The organism is Mucilaginibacter sp. (assembly GCF_039935595.1).
In the GTDB taxonomy this organism is placed as follows: domain Bacteria; phylum Bacteroidota; class Bacteroidia; order Sphingobacteriales; family Sphingobacteriaceae; genus Mucilaginibacter.
On record NZ_JBDTJZ010000062.1, the window covers coordinates 1 to 13896 of the forward strand.

The 13896-nt window shown below is 41.1% G+C and carries 15 protein-coding genes; 10 read left to right on the forward strand and 5 right to left on the reverse strand.

Annotation, left to right across the window (positions count from 1 at the left end; translation table 11 throughout):
* Positions 1 to 159: 159 nt before the first annotated feature.
* Genes ABI367_RS03510 through ABI367_RS03520 form a run of 3 tightly spaced genes read left to right on the forward strand, consistent with a single transcriptional unit; the run spans position 160 to position 2586 of the window.
* Positions 160 to 810, forward strand: a complete 651-nt coding sequence (locus tag ABI367_RS03510; RefSeq protein WP_462227894.1) for a DUF47 domain-containing protein — start codon at positions 160 to 162, stop codon at positions 808 to 810.
* Positions 811 to 826: 16 nt separating this feature from the next.
* Positions 827 to 1846 carry an anion permease gene (locus ABI367_RS03515; RefSeq protein ID WP_462227895.1) on the forward strand — a complete coding sequence of 340 codons (1020 nt, stop codon included), beginning with the start codon at positions 827 to 829 and terminating at the stop codon, positions 1844 to 1846.
* Positions 1847 to 1875: 29 nt separating this feature from the next.
* A complete protein-coding gene (locus ABI367_RS03520) occupies positions 1876 to 2586 on the forward strand; it encodes a DUF4197 domain-containing protein (protein WP_462227896.1) in 711 nt (236 codons plus the stop codon).
* Here ABI367_RS03520 and ABI367_RS03525 read toward each other — a convergent pair.
* The 3 genes from ABI367_RS03525 to pdhA form a co-directional block, all read right to left on the reverse strand.
* Positions 2583 to 3194: an energy transducer TonB family protein gene (locus ABI367_RS03525; protein ID WP_462227897.1), complete on the reverse strand. Its 612-nt coding sequence runs from the start codon at positions 3192 to 3194 to the stop codon at positions 2583 to 2585. The genes ABI367_RS03520 and ABI367_RS03525 overlap by 4 nt on opposite strands.
* A 369-nt stretch (positions 3195 to 3563) precedes the next feature.
* The gene (locus ABI367_RS03530) at positions 3564 to 5201 is read right to left on the reverse strand and encodes a dihydrolipoamide acetyltransferase family protein (protein WP_462227898.1); all 1638 of its coding nucleotides are present in this window, start codon (positions 5199 to 5201) and stop codon (positions 3564 to 3566) included.
* 31 nt (positions 5202 to 5232) lie between these two features.
* The gene (gene pdhA / locus ABI367_RS03535) at positions 5233 to 6228 is read right to left on the reverse strand and encodes a pyruvate dehydrogenase (acetyl-transferring) E1 component subunit alpha (protein WP_462227899.1); all 996 of its coding nucleotides are present in this window, start codon (positions 6226 to 6228) and stop codon (positions 5233 to 5235) included.
* A gap of 215 nt (positions 6229 to 6443) precedes the next feature.
* Here pdhA and ABI367_RS03540 point away from each other — a divergent pair, with 215 nt between their 5' ends.
* Positions 6444 to 7013, forward strand: coding sequence for a C40 family peptidase (locus ABI367_RS03540; protein WP_462227900.1), 570 nt, complete (start codon positions 6444 to 6446; stop codon positions 7011 to 7013).
* Between the two features lie 56 nt (positions 7014 to 7069).
* Here the strand turns inward: ABI367_RS03540 and ABI367_RS03545 are convergent, their stop codons facing one another.
* Entirely contained in the window at positions 7070 to 7270 is a 201-nt protein-coding gene (locus tag ABI367_RS03545; RefSeq protein ID WP_462227901.1) for a hypothetical protein, read from the reverse strand.
* A gap of 88 nt (positions 7271 to 7358) precedes the next feature.
* Between ABI367_RS03545 and ABI367_RS03550 the strand changes: the two genes are divergently transcribed.
* The 6 genes from ABI367_RS03550 to ABI367_RS03575 all read left to right on the forward strand — a co-directional run bounded on the left by ABI367_RS03550 (position 7359) and on the right by ABI367_RS03575 (position 12333).
* Positions 7359 to 8297: an SPFH domain-containing protein gene (locus tag ABI367_RS03550; RefSeq protein WP_462227902.1), complete on the forward strand. Its 939-nt coding sequence runs from the start codon at positions 7359 to 7361 to the stop codon at positions 8295 to 8297.
* Between the two features lie 17 nt (positions 8298 to 8314).
* Positions 8315 to 8872: a DUF922 domain-containing protein gene (locus ABI367_RS03555; RefSeq protein WP_462227903.1), complete on the forward strand. Its 558-nt coding sequence runs from the start codon at positions 8315 to 8317 to the stop codon at positions 8870 to 8872.
* 164 nt (positions 8873 to 9036) lie between these two features.
* A complete protein-coding gene (locus ABI367_RS03560) occupies positions 9037 to 9840 on the forward strand; it encodes a sulfite exporter TauE/SafE family protein (protein WP_462227904.1) in 804 nt (267 codons plus the stop codon).
* A 55-nt stretch (positions 9841 to 9895) separates the two neighbouring features.
* Positions 9896 to 11305 (forward strand): MBL fold metallo-hydrolase, encoded by a 1410-nt coding sequence (locus ABI367_RS03565; protein WP_462227905.1) that lies wholly within the window; start codon positions 9896 to 9898, stop codon positions 11303 to 11305.
* Between the two features lie 53 nt (positions 11306 to 11358).
* Positions 11359 to 11919 carry a YeeE/YedE family protein gene (locus ABI367_RS03570; RefSeq protein ID WP_462227906.1) on the forward strand — a complete coding sequence of 187 codons (561 nt, stop codon included), beginning with the start codon at positions 11359 to 11361 and terminating at the stop codon, positions 11917 to 11919.
* Entirely contained in the window at positions 11920 to 12333 is a 414-nt protein-coding gene (locus ABI367_RS03575; protein ID WP_462227907.1) for a DUF6691 family protein, read from the forward strand.
* A gap of 12 nt (positions 12334 to 12345) precedes the next feature.
* Here ABI367_RS03575 and ABI367_RS03580 read toward each other — a convergent pair.
* On the reverse strand, positions 12346 to 13896 hold a 1551-nt coding region (locus ABI367_RS03580; RefSeq protein WP_462227908.1), incomplete at its 5' end, for a DEAD/DEAH box helicase family protein.

A 13896-nucleotide genomic window follows, 5' to 3' on the forward strand; every position in this document is an offset into this window, starting at 1 on the left:
AAACTATTAATGTGCGCAGCACCGAGGGATTAGGCTCAACTTTTGGTTTTACACTGCAAAAAGCTAAGCCAGTTTTACCGTTTCCTAATATTACGGGATAAAAAGTTAACATTAATTTAACATTGTAGTGTTACCTTTGTAACATTAGCCATACATCATATGTCATTAAACAGTATATTTCAATACTTTGTACCTAAGGATAAAAAGGTATTTTTCCCTTTATTTGAGCAGGCATCTAATAACGTTGTTGTAATGGCAACAGTATTGGTTGAGGTGGTAAACTCAAACAATTCCGCTACACGCGAAGAGTTATTTAAGCAAATTGATAAGCTTGAAAATAAAGGCGATGAAATAACCCACCAGGTTTATCTGGAACTAAGCAAAAATTTTATCACCCCTTTTGACCGCGAAGACATCCACTCGTTGGTAAGTGCTATTGACGATGTGGCTGACTATATACAAGGTGCAGCCAACCGCATGAACCTTTACCGTATTGATGATTATAACGAGCATATCCGTAAACTATCTGAATTGGTATTACAAGCCAGTATTGACCTTGAAAAAGCGATAAAAGAACTAAAAGATCTTAAAAATGTACGTGCCATTGCCGATTCGTGTATCCGTATAAATAGCGTAGAGAACCAGGCTGATTATGTTTTTGACCGCGCCGTGGCTGATTTGTTTTTATACGAAAAAGATGCTATCAGGCTAATAAAATATAAAGAGATATATGCAGCGTTAGAAACAGCTACCGATATGTGCGAAGACGCTGCGGATGTTATGGAGTCTATCCTGGTTAAAAACGCTTAATTACCCTTATCAATAAATGGTTACCACTCTTTTAGTTGCTGTAGTTATATTAGCCCTGGCGTTTGATTATACTAACGGATTTCATGATGCTGCAAACTCTATTGCTACCATAGTTTCTACCAAAGTATTAACACCCTTTCAGGCCGTATTATGGGCGGCTGCATTTAACTTCCTGGCCTATTTTGTGGTGAAGGACCATAAGGTGGCTAATTTCGTATCCAAAATTGTTTTCGCAGAGTTTGTTAACATACACGTTATACTGGCAGGTTTAATAGCAGCCATAACCTGGAATTTAACTACCTGGTGGTTTGGCATACCCTCAAGCTCATCACACACACTTATAGGCGGGTTTGCCGGTGCCGGCATGACCAATGCCCTATATATGGGCACAAGTGCCTTTGCGGCGGTTAATGCGCATTATATCATTCCTATTATTATTTACATTGTTGCCGCCCCCTTTATTGGGTTGCTGGTAGGCTATGTAATAACCATTATAATTTTGCATATATGCAAAAATGCCCGACCTGCCGTTGCCGAGCGTTGGTTTAAGGCAATGCAATTAATATCATCCGGTTTATTAAGCTTTGCGCATGGAACTAACGATGCGCAAAAAGTAATGGGTATTTTATTCCTTTCAATGGTGTCATCAAAAATTATTGGCAGCGATTCGCCTATGCCCGAATGGATACCCCTGGCTTGTTATTCGGCTATTGCATTAGGCACCATGTCTGGCGGATGGAAAATTGTTAAAACTATGGGCAGCAAAATCACAAAAATAACACCTCTTGAGGGTGTTAGTGCCGAAACTGCTGCTGCTATAACCTTGGGCCTTACCGAGCATTTTGGTATCCCTGTTTCAACAACCCATACCATAACAGGTTCAATAATCGGTGTTGGTTTAACCAAGCGTGTATCAGCAGTACGTTGGGGGGTAACCATTAACCTGATTTGGGCATGGATAATTACCATACCTATATCGGCCCTGGTTGCAGGTATTGTATTTGCGTTGTTGCATCTTACCGGTATTGGATATTAATTTCCACCTGTTTTAAGTAATTTGGCGGTATGAAAAAATCGCTCTTACTTATCCCGTTATTATTTTTATTTATAGCGTTACCGGGCTTTAATGCTGTTGCGCAGGTAAAAACTTTGCCATCGCCATTAGAGATTGGTAATGCACTTAAACAAGCTCTTGAAGTTGGTACCGGTAAAAGTACCGATCAGCTATCGGCGGTGAACGGTTTTTTTGGTAATGCGGCTGTTAAGATCTTATTTCCTCCGCAAGCACAAAAAGCAGAAAATACTTTACGAAAACTGGGTTTAAACAAGTTATGTGATGATGTTATACTGTCATTAAACCGCGCTGCCGAGGATGCCGCTAAGCAGGCAAAGCCTATATTTATTACCGCAATTAAGCAAATGACGCTACAGGATGTAAGTAATATTTTACTGGGTAGCCAGGATGCTGCAACCCAATATTTTAAGCGTACTACTACACAAGCCCTTGCGGAAACATTTAGGCCTATTGTGCAAAATAGTTTAGATAAAGTGGGCGCTACTAAATATTATGGCGATGCGGCAAATGTATATAACAAAGTTCCGTTTGTAAAAAAAATCAACCCGGATATTAATGATTATGTTGCCCAAAAAACTATTGACGGTTTATTTATTGAGATTGCTATCGAAGAATTAAATATCCGGCAAAATTTAAACGCACGTTCAACACCCTTGTTAAAAAAGGTATTTTCGTTTGCTGATCAGTTTAAGAAATTTTAGAAGAATACCGGACCGGCATTTTGTGGGCGGAAGGTTACAGTAACTGTAACTTGTTTAGCGCCATCGGTAGATTTGTTAACCCAGGTTGGGCCATTTTTTACTAATTCAATAGCCTTTTGATCGGCAATATCACTTAAGCCGTTTTTTATTTTAACATCACTAACGCTACCGTTTTGGGCAACCATAAATGATACCTGTACATTACCGGTTTTGCCATCAGCAGAAATTGCCGAAAGGCTTACATATCTTTCAAACGAGTTCCATCCGCTTTTGGGATGCACTTCTTCGCTGTTTAATGAGATATCGGTTTTTGCACCTATTTTTTTCTTGGCTGAATAATCTACCACCAAAATTTCATCCAAAGGAGATGATCCGCCCATAATATCAAATGCAGGTGCTTTTGTGGCAGGTTTAGTTTTTGAGGCTAATAAACTGCTATCAACATCAGCATCAGTAGCAACAACTGTTGTAACGGTAGTTTTTGTTAACATGGCATAGCGCTCTTGCGCAACAGCTTTTAAAGATACAGCACTTAACAATACCACGGCACAAGCCATGGTGGCAAGTGATGTGGTTACTTTGTTAATGTTAGTTACTGTTGATCTCATTTGTTAAACCCCGCTTTAAATAACAACCGGGAATAACAAATGTAATTTATTGCACAAATAATTTTATCGATATCGTAATTTTTATGCTATAAATAAGAGATAATTGATTGGATTGGCAAAATATTACCAAATAGATATGTTTATTGAAAAAATCGCAACAAACCTGTGACATTAGCACTCTCTGACAGGTGAAAAAGGATGGCGAAATCAATCAAAAAGTGCCATAATCTGCGCGTTTTGCGGTTTTTATAAAAATCCGGAGATTAATTGCCTGATTTTTACGAAACTGGCAAATCGGGCATAAAAAAAGCGATGAGTATAAACTCACCGCTCTATGTCTTGAATCCTGATTCTTAAATCTTGACTCTATTATATCAAAAGCCTCACCGGCTCTTCTAATAATGATTTTAAGGTTTGCAGGAATGCCGCTGCGCCGGCGCCATCAACTACGCGGTGGTCGGCACTTAGAGTAACCTTCATAACGTTGCCCGGTACAACCGCGCCGTTTTTAACCACAGGCACCGCTTGTATACCGCTAACGGCCAAAATACAGGCGTTAGGTGTATTTATAATAGCTGTAAACTCATCAACCCCAAACATACCTAAGTTTGATATGGTGAAGGTTGAGCCTTCCATTTCGTTAGGTTGTAGTTTTTTAGCTTTGGCTTTTTGCGCAAATTCTTTAACCTCGGTTGAGAGATGCGAGAAAGATTTATTATCAGCAAATTTAATAACAGGTACTAACAAACCATCTTCAATAGCTACAGCTACACCAATATGTATATGCTCGTTAAAGCGTATTTTATCTCCCTGGTATGACGAATTAATAGACGGGTGCTGACGTAATGCTACGGCACATGCTTTTAATACAAAATCGTTAAATGAGATTTTAACCGGGGCAACTTCATTTATCTTGTTACGCGCCGCAATAGCCTGGTCCATATCAATTGACATGGTAACATAAAAATGCGGGGCGGTAAATAAGCTTTCGCCTAAACGGCGGCTTATGGCCTTGCGCATTTGGCTAACCGGTTTTTCGGTAAACCGCTCTTCACCTGTAAACGTTGGTAATACCACATCCGGCTTAGCAGCCGGAGCAGTACCCTCTGCAGCAGCGGCGGCTGGTTTTGCAGCACCCGGTTTGTAGTCTTCAATATCTTTTTTGATGATACGGCCGCCTTCGGCACTGCCTTTCACATCATTGAGGTCAATGCCTTTATCTTTAGCTATTTTACGCGCCAATGGCGACGCTTTTACACGGCTGTCATCCGCAACGGCAGGTTTTTCGGCCGGTGCTGCAACAGCGGCAGGTGCTTTATCAGCAGTAGCCATAGGCGCAGCTTCGGTAGATGGGGTAGCAGGCGCATCATTTAATAATGGTGTAATATCAGTACCCTCTTTACCTACAATAGCTATAATGCCATTTACAGGGGCAGCTTCGCCCTCTTTAGGGCCAATATATAATAAGGTGCCTTCTTCATAACCCACAACTTCCATAGTAGCCTTATCGGTTTCTACATCAGCTAAAGAATCATCAGATTTTACTTTATCACCAACTTTAAAGTTCCATTTATTAATAACACCCTCGGTCATGGTATCGCTAAGGGCAGGCATACGTATTACTGTTGCCGGGATATTGCCCCCCCCGCCCCCTGAAGGGGGAGCAGGAGCAGGTTGATTTTCTTTAGAGGGTTCAGAAGATGAGTCAGAAGCTCCCCCTTTAGGGGGTTGGGGGGCTTCGCTCGCTAACGCTGCTTTATAATCCTCGCCCTCTTTACCTATAACAGCAATAACAGCATCAACAGGTACCGCTGTACCTTCTTCTATCCCGATATATAATAAAGTGCCATCCTGGTACGATTCAAAATCCATTGTGGCTTTATCTGTCTCTACTTCGGCCAATACATCGCCCGATTTTACTTTGTCACCAACTTTTTTATGCCATTTAGCCAATACCCCTTCGGTCATGGTATCGCTCATTTTAGGCATTTTAACTACTTCGGCCATATTTATAGGATGAAATGTATTTTAATTACGGTTAGTCTTTAATAAAAGGATAATCCTTTTGTACATATACATCAGTATAAAGCTCTGATGCTTCGGGCCATGGCGATTCTTCAGCAAATTTCACCGATTCCTCAACCTCTGCCTTTATTTTTGCTTCAATCTCTTCAAACCATTTTTCGTCGGCGTAACCTTCTTTTTGGATGGCTGCTTTAATCGTTTCAATGGGGTCTTTAGCTTTATAGCTTTCCAGCTCCTCTTTGGTACGGTATTTTTGAGGGTCAGACATAGAGTGGCCTTTATACCGATAGGTACGCATTTCTAAGAACGTTGGTCCTTCGCCCTTACGTGCACGTTGTACAGCCTCGTCCATAGCGTTATGTACGGCAACGGGGTCCATACCATCAACAGCCGATGAAGGTATGCCATAAGGCAACCCCAATTTATAAATATCAGTTTGTATAGTACTGCGCGCTACTGATGTGCCCATTGCATAACCGTTGTTTTCGCAAACAAAAATTACCGGCAGTTTCCATAAAGCGGCCATATTGAAAGTTTCGCTCAAAGTGCCCTGACGCACGGCGCCATCGCCCATGTAGGTAACATTTACAAATTCGGTACCTTTAAATTTTTCAGCAAATGCAGCGCCTGCACCTATAGGTATCTGGCCGCCCACTATACCGTGGCCGCCATAAAAATGCTTCTCTTTGCTAAACATGTGCATTGATCCGCCTTTGCCTTTTGAGCATCCCGTTGCTTTGCCATAAAGCTCGGCCATAATAGCGTTGCAGCTTACACCTTTAGCCAACGCATGAGCGTGATCGCGGTAAGCGGTTATCATGCTATCCTCCTGTTTAAGCACAGACATGGCCCCGGCCAATACTGCTTCCTGCCCTATATAAAGGTGGCAAAAGCCGCGTATTTTTTGTTGTCCGTATAATTGACCAGCTTTCTCCTCGAACTTGCGCATCAAAAGCATATCTTCATACCACTTCAGGTAAGTGTTCTTATTTATTTCGATTGAACTCATTTTTATACTCAGTCAATTTCATTTATGCGCAAATCTAATTATATCCTGCAAAATATCGAAACTGCAACGAATTTGTTGTAAGATTTATTTTAATAAAAAATACAAACAATTGTTTGGTTAATTGAATAATTTGGATAGTTTTGTGGGCAGCCTTATCGAAAATGTGTAACATAATGGACAGTTTGTCCGTTAAACAAGAACGAAACAGGGATTTAATGAAGAAAGTTGTACTGGCGATAGCCTTATTTTTCAGCGTTTTAGCCACTCAGGCACAAACAAAAACCGTTCCAAGTCAGCCAGCTGACAAGGCATCAGACGAACAAGAGAGTTTAGCTAAAGATTACCTTTCACAAATTATGGGTGTTGCGTTATCAGCAACCTCAAATATGAAGCTTTTTAGTTTTGTTTATGACTGGATAGGTACTCCTTATCGTTTTGGTGGCGGTTCAAAAAAAGGAATTGATTGCTCGGGCTTTACCAAACAACTGTACAGCCAGGTATTTAATTTGGATATTAAACGCAACTCGCGCGATATTTTTAGCATGGTTAGCCCGGTTAGTAAAGATGAATTAAAAGAAGGTGATTTGGTTTTCTTTAAAATACATAGCCGCAGCATTTCGCATATTGGTATTTACCTGGGTAATGACCGTTTTGCACATGCCTCGTCAAAAGGTGTTGCTATAAGTAGCCTGGACGACGCCTACTACAGCCGTTATTTTTATAAAGGCGGCCGCGTACTTGAAGCGTTTAAAACCGAATTGGGCTTTACATCTGATAAAAATTAAGAAAAAAAGACATATAAAAAAAGTCCTTTCGGTTAGAAAGGACTTTTTTTATGAACTTATTTGCTATCAGGGTCGGCTTCATCTTTAGTATTGCGTACCAGGCTTATACCGGTAAGAAAGAATATAAGGCCAATTATTGCTACAACGGTTAAAGTTGTAAAGTCGCCGTCGCGTTGTATTATCTCTACGCCGGTATAAATTAAACCTATAATCCCCAATACGGTTAGTATAGTTCCAAAAATTCTTTTAACGTTCATGTGTTGAGTTTTTAGTTTTATATTTTTTATAAAAACAAATAACACACCAAGAAATAACTATATCTTTATTTATTAAAAAAACCTAATCATGACAGCACAAATCGTCACTTTATTTATTGTCTTCATTATTTTGATCATTCTGTTTTCGTCATTTGTGACTGTAAAACAGGGCACTATAGCAGTTGTAACCGTATTTGGCAAGTACCGCCGCATACTAACGCCGGGCTTAAACTTTAAGCTGCCGCTTATTGAAAATATCTATTCAAAAATATCTATCCAGAACCGGTCGGTCGAGCTGGAGTTTCAGGCAGTTACTTTTGACCAGGCCAATGTATACTTTAAGGCCATGCTGCTTTATTCGGTTTTGGACCAGCAGGAAGAGACCATAAAAAATGTAGCCTTTAAATTTGTTGACGAGCGTAACCTGATGCAGGCACTTATACGCACCGTAGAGGGTTCCATACGTGCGTTTGTGGCTACTAAAAGGCAGTCGGAGGTATTAATACTGCGCCGCGACATTGTAGAGCATGTAAAGGAGCAGTTGGACCAGATACTGGAAACCTGGGGTTACCACCTGCAGGATCTGCAACTTAATGATATTACGTTTGATGATGTGATCATGAAATCAATGAGCCAGGTTGTGGCCTCAAATAACCTGAAAGCCGCTGCCGAAAATGAAGGGCAGGCTTTATTGATTACCAAAACCAAAGCCGCCGAGGCCGAAGGTAATGCTATTAAAATATCAGCCGAGGCCGAGCGCCAGGCTTCGCAACTGCGGGGACAGGGTGTGGCTTTATTCCGCGAGGAGGTGGCCAAGGGTATGAGTGTGGCTGCTAAAGAAATGCAGCAGGCCAATATGGATACCTCGGTTATTTTGTTTACCATGTGGACAGAATCCATTAAACACTTTTCAGAAAATTCAAATGGCAACGTCATATTCCTTGACGGATCGCCAGAATCGATGCAAAAAACCATGAAGGAAATGATGAGCTTAAACCTTTTACAGCTTGACAAAGTCAAAAAGTAAAAGTTTACTCATTATACATGCAAATAAAATTTGTTAGGTCGATGGTTATCATCGGCTTATGGGCTTGGTGCGTTTGTGGCGCATTGGCCCAGCCATCTACTTATCATAAATTATCGGCTGATGAATTTATGGGCAAGCCGGGCAATTTGCAGGGCATGATAGCTTATACAGATTGTTCTATTGATTTTCATTACCACGTTACTAATGACAGCCGGAACAATTATAACTTGTCATTTGATATTCAATTAATATTTAACCGCGACAAATCATGGATAGATAAGCGTCATGTTTTAAACAGCTCTATACTGGCTGATATTTTAAAACATGAGCAGGGCCATTATACCATTGCTTATATGGAACAGCAAGAACTGCTGCGGACGGTTAACAGAACCAGGTTCACTGCCAACTACCAGGCGCAGGCGTCTGCTATTTTTGATAGAATTGACGCAAAGTATAAGCAGCTTACAGACAACTATGATATCGATACACGAAATTCGTTAGATAAAGTACAACAGCATAGCTGGGACGTTTACTTTAAAAAGCGATTGATGTATATGCCTCCCGCCGAGATTTAAAAGGTTACTTTACACTTTTGGTTATAGTATGAATATAACTGTTTAAATGAAACAATACAGCGCAGTAATTTCACCACAATACCATTTAATGATTATAATCATAAGTAACATAAGTCACATTTATTAAGCAACTAAGTTTCCATTTTTGTATAAATAAAATAGGAATGGAAATATTAGCGTATATCGCATCGGCACTTATTGGCGTCTCATTGGGCCTTATAGGTGGGGGTGGTTCTGTACTTACAGTGCCGGTATTGGTTTATATGTTCGGTGTAAACCCGGTTTTAGCTACCTCTTACTCGTTATTTATTGTTGGCTCAACCAGTTTAATTGGTACCGTAAACAATTACCGCAAAGGGTTGGTAAGCGTAAAAACAGCGTTATTGTTTGGCCTTTCATCTGTTACAACGGTTTTTGTTACCCGCAAATTTCTTATACCGGTTATTCCTGATAAACTTTTTACCATTGGCAATTTTAGTATAACACATAACATATTAACTATGGTGCTATTCGCCGTGCTCATGATAGTTGCAGCAATAGCCATGATACGAAATGGTAAAAACCTGGAACCTGATACTATAAGCGATAAGAAGCTGAATTTATTAAAATTGCTTTTATATGGTATTGCTATAGGGATGGCTACCGGGCTGCTGGGAGCCGGCGGCGGTTTTTTACTTATTCCCACTTTAGTTATATTAGTAGGGCTGCCTATGAAGGAAGCGGTAGGCACATCATTGTTGATAATTGCCCTTAATTCGCTGATTGGCTTTGTAGGCGATATTGGCCATTTTTCTATCAATTGGCTATTTCTTATTAAAATTACTGTAATTGCTACAGCAGGGATTTTTATAGGTGGTGCTATTAGTAAAAAAGTAAATGGCTCAAAACTAAAAAAAGGATTTGGCTGGTTTGTGCTAATTATGGGAACATACATTATTGTAAAAGAGCTTTTGTTTACCTCACTTTAGTTATCGTTTAACAGCTTTATATAACAGACATTTAAATCATATTAAAATAACAGACATGGTCATTGAACAAATTTATACCGGATGCTTAGCTCAGGGAGCTTACTATATCCAATCTGAAAATGAAGTGGCTATAATTGATCCGCTACGCGAGGTTGAACCTTATATTGCAAAAGCAAAGGCTGCAGGGGCCAATATCAAATACGTTTTTGAAACGCATTTCCATGCTGATTTTGTGTCGGGCCATTTGGATCTTTCAAAGCAAACAGGAGCCCCCATTATTTATGGCCCTACCGCGCAACCCGGCTTTACCGCTTATGTAGCTAAAGATAATGAGGAGTTTAAATTAGGCAAGATAACTATCAGGGTACTGCATACCCCCGGCCATACCATGGAATCGGCCTGTTATTTATTGATGGACGAAAATGGCAACCAAAAGGCCTTATTCTCTGGCGATACCTTGTTTATAGGTGATGTGGGCCGCCCGGACCTGGCACAAAAGGCCGCGCACCTGACCCAGGAAGAGTTGGCAGGTATGCTGTTTGATTCGTTACGTAATAAGGTAATGCCGCTCAATGACGATATAATTATTTATCCGGCACATGGCGCAGGCTCGGCCTGCGGTAAAAACATGAGCAAAGAAACAACCGATACACTGGGCAATCAAAAAAAATACAATTACGCCCTGCGGGCAAACATGACACGGGATGAGTTTATTAAAGAAGTAACCAACGGCCTTATGCCGCCACCTGCCTATTTCCCTTTGAACGTGAAAATGAATAAAGAAGGGTATGACAGCATAGACGAGGTGTTGAGCCAGGGCACCAGAGCACTATCGCCCGAAATGTTTGAGACGGTTGCTAACGAAACCGGCGCGGTTGTGTTGGATACCCGTAACCCCGATGTTTTTGGGCAAGAGTTTATTCCGAACGCTATCAATATTGGTTTAGATGGTAGTTTTGCCCCCTGGGTAGGTGCTCTTATTACTGATATTAAACAACCCCTGCTAATAATAGCTGATGAAGGGACTGAAGAAGAAGTGGTAACAAGATTGGCAAGGGTAGGGTATGACCATGCACTTGGCTATTTAAAAGGCGGCATTAAAGCATGGAAGGCAGCAGGTAAGGATGTTGACCATATTATATCCGTATCGGCCGCAGAATTAGCTAAGGCAGGGAAGGAAGGGGTTATAATTGATGTAAGAAAGGCGAGCGAATATGCTTCGGAGCATGTAATTGGGGCCGAGAATATACCCCTTGACTTTATTAATGATAGTATGGGCCACATCAACAAAAATAAAACAGCTTATGTGCATTGTGCCGGGGGGTACCGCTCTATGATATTTAATTCAATTATGCGGGCACGCGGTTACAATAACCTGGTAAACGTAACGGGAGGTTTTACGGCTATAAAGGATAGCGGTAAGTTTAATGTTAGCCCGTATGTATGCCCAAGCACACTTTTGTAATAATGTGTTTATAGTAAATGTTATTTTCTACTTTTACTACACCATTATTATTTATGATCGAATTAATAAAACAGCCATGGAGCTGGTATGCATCGGGAGCTGCAATAGCTTTTATTATGGTTTTGCTACTTTTTTTTGGTAAAACATTTGGTTTTTCGTCAAACTTACGTACTATGTGCACCATAGCAGGCGCAGGTAAAACCACCAGTTTTTTTGACTTTGACTGGAAAAAGCAGCGGTGGAACTTATTATTCCTTATTGGCTCAATTATGGGTGGATTTATATCGGCTACCTTTTTAAAAAGCGACCAGCCATTACAACTATCCAAGGCAACCATTGCCGATTTGCAAGCGTTGGGAATATCGTTTGACGGAGGCTTAAATCCTACAGCTATTTATAACTGGCATTACGCATTAAGCGCCAAAGGGTTCGCCGTACTACTTGGTGCGGGCCTTATGATAGGTTTTGGCTCACGCTATGCTAATGGTTGTACTTCGGGCCATGCCATAAGCGGCCTTTCTAATTTACAGTTACCCTCATTATGGGCGGTAATTGGGTTTTTTATAGGTGGCCTGTTCATGACACATATTTTATTCCCCCTAATATTTAGCTAAATGAAAGGATTGAAATTTATTATAGCCGGTATTGTATTCGGTATCATTATGGTTAAATCAGAAGCAGCCTCATGGTATCGTATACAAGAAATGTTCCGTTTTCAATCCTTTCACATGTATGGCGTTATGGGGACTGCCGTAGTATTGGGTATAATAGCCGTTTATTTGATTAAAAAATTCCACCTAAAAGATAGCCAGGGCCACTTGATACTATTTCATAATAAGGATAAACGCTGGCCTAAATATATTATTGGCGGTATTATATTTGGATTGGGATGGGCGTTAGCTGGCTCGTGCCCGGGGCCAATGTTTGTTAACTTTGGTTACGGCTACTTAACCATGTCTATTGTTATTTTGGGTGCGTTGCTGGGTACTTATTTATATGGAGTGGTTAAAAATAAATTGCCGCACTAATAACACCGTACTTTAAAATCCTTTTTTACGGGTGATGCCAACTTTGAGCGGTTTTTTACTATCAGCCGCGCCAACCCCTTCTGCTCCGTAACGCCGGGCCATTTTTGCTATGCGTTCTTCCAAGGTTTCGGTAGTTAACTTTTCGCGCCCCAGGCTATCAACCATTATCGGGAAGGCAAATGGCGTGGGGCGTTCAATGGTTTTTAATACGATGCTTTGCTTTTCAATACGCTGCAATGCGGCTCGTAACCTAAACTCTTCTAACTGAAAAGCCAGCGCTTCGTTATAGGCTTGCCTTACCAGTAAATTATCCGGCTCATATTCATTAAAAACATCAAATAGTAATGATGATGAGGCCTGTAAATGCCGGTTTTTAACCGGCTGACCGGGATAGCCGGTAAACAATAAGCCGCCAATATGTGCAATATCTCTAAAGCGGCGCTTGGCCATTTCGTTGGCATTTAAGCTATGCTGTATATCTTCCAGTAGGTTATCTATCGAAAAAAAGGCGGCATCTTCCAAAATTTGCTCAATAGGTATGTCCTCATCCGTTAATAATTCAAAGCCATAATCATTCATCGCTATCGAAAAACTCAACGGCCTTATCCGCGATATACGGTAAGCAAGTAACGACGCCATTCCTTCATGTACCAGCCTGCCCTCAAAAGGATAAAATAACAAGTGGTGACCCTCGCGGGACTTGAACGACTCTATTAAAAATTCATTACGCTTGGGCAGGTGCGATAATTGCTGCTGTAAGGCAAACAATGGTTTTAAAGCAATTACTTCTTCATCCTTTGCGATGCCATTTGCCACCTCGTCAAGCTTTTCCCTGTACATAGCTGATAGTTGCGATGATAAGGGCATGCGCCCACCCATCCAGCTGGGTATAATGCCTTTTGTAGCATTTGATTTTTTTACAAAGGCTGTCATGTCCTTCATCCTGATAAACTCAAGGCTGCGGCCGGCAAACCAAAAGGTATTGCCCGGTTTTAAGCGGGCAATAAACGATTCCTCGATAGTGCCCAGACTGCCCCCGCTTAGCCATTTAACCCGTATGCTCAAGTCGCTGGTAATAGTGCCAATACTTAACCTATGACGCATGGCCACCCTGTGGCTGTTTACTTTAAACAGGCCATTTTCAACCTCAACCTTCAAAAACTCATCATATTGCGCAAGGGTTTTACCACCATTGGTAATAAAATCAAGCAGTTCATTAAATTCTTTACGCGTTAAATCGGCAAAGGCGTAGGTGCTTTTTACTTCTTTAAACAATTCATCGGCCCTAAAACCCTCAGATACGGCCAGCGTAACCATAAATTGTATAAGCACATCCATAGTAAGCAGCATAGGATCGCGGCTTTCAAATATGCCGCGTTTAATGGCCTCTTTCAGGGCGGCACCCTCCAATAATTCCATCGAGTGCGTGGGCACAAAATAAGCTTTTGATACTGCGCCGGGATGATGCCCGCTGCGGCCCGCGCGCTGCATAAAGCGCGCAACACCTTTAGGGCTACCCACCTGTACAACGGTATCAACCGGCCTAAAATCAACACCCAGATC

Coding starts and splice junctions, on each gene's coding strand:
- ABI367_RS03560 (WP_462227904.1), top strand. CDS start 9,037: ATGGAAATATTAGCGTATATCGCATCGGCACTTATTGGCGTCTCATTG.
- ABI367_RS03575 (WP_462227907.1), top strand. CDS start 11,920: ATGAAAGGATTGAAATTTATTATAGCCGGTATTGTATTCGGTATCATT.
- ABI367_RS03545 (WP_462227901.1), bottom strand. CDS start 7,270: ATGAACGTTAAAAGAATTTTTGGAACTATACTAACCGTATTGGGGATT.
- ABI367_RS03525 (WP_462227897.1), bottom strand. CDS start 3,194: ATGAGATCAACAGTAACTAACATTAACAAAGTAACCACATCACTTGCC.
- ABI367_RS03565 (WP_462227905.1), top strand. CDS start 9,896: ATGGTCATTGAACAAATTTATACCGGATGCTTAGCTCAGGGAGCTTAC.
- ABI367_RS03550 (WP_462227902.1), top strand. CDS start 7,359: ATGACAGCACAAATCGTCACTTTATTTATTGTCTTCATTATTTTGATC.
- ABI367_RS03510 (WP_462227894.1), top strand. CDS start 160: ATGTCATTAAACAGTATATTTCAATACTTTGTACCTAAGGATAAAAAG.
- ABI367_RS03530 (WP_462227898.1), bottom strand. CDS start 5,201: ATGGCCGAAGTAGTTAAAATGCCTAAAATGAGCGATACCATGACCGAA.
- ABI367_RS03520 (WP_462227896.1), top strand. CDS start 1,876: ATGAAAAAATCGCTCTTACTTATCCCGTTATTATTTTTATTTATAGCG.
- ABI367_RS03555 (WP_462227903.1), top strand. CDS start 8,315: ATGCAAATAAAATTTGTTAGGTCGATGGTTATCATCGGCTTATGGGCT.
- ABI367_RS03540 (WP_462227900.1), top strand. CDS start 6,444: ATGAAGAAAGTTGTACTGGCGATAGCCTTATTTTTCAGCGTTTTAGCC.
- pdhA (WP_462227899.1), bottom strand. CDS start 6,228: ATGAGTTCAATCGAAATAAATAAGAACACTTACCTGAAGTGGTATGAA.
- ABI367_RS03570 (WP_462227906.1), top strand. CDS start 11,359: ATGATCGAATTAATAAAACAGCCATGGAGCTGGTATGCATCGGGAGCT.
- ABI367_RS03515 (WP_462227895.1), top strand. CDS start 827: ATGGTTACCACTCTTTTAGTTGCTGTAGTTATATTAGCCCTGGCGTTT.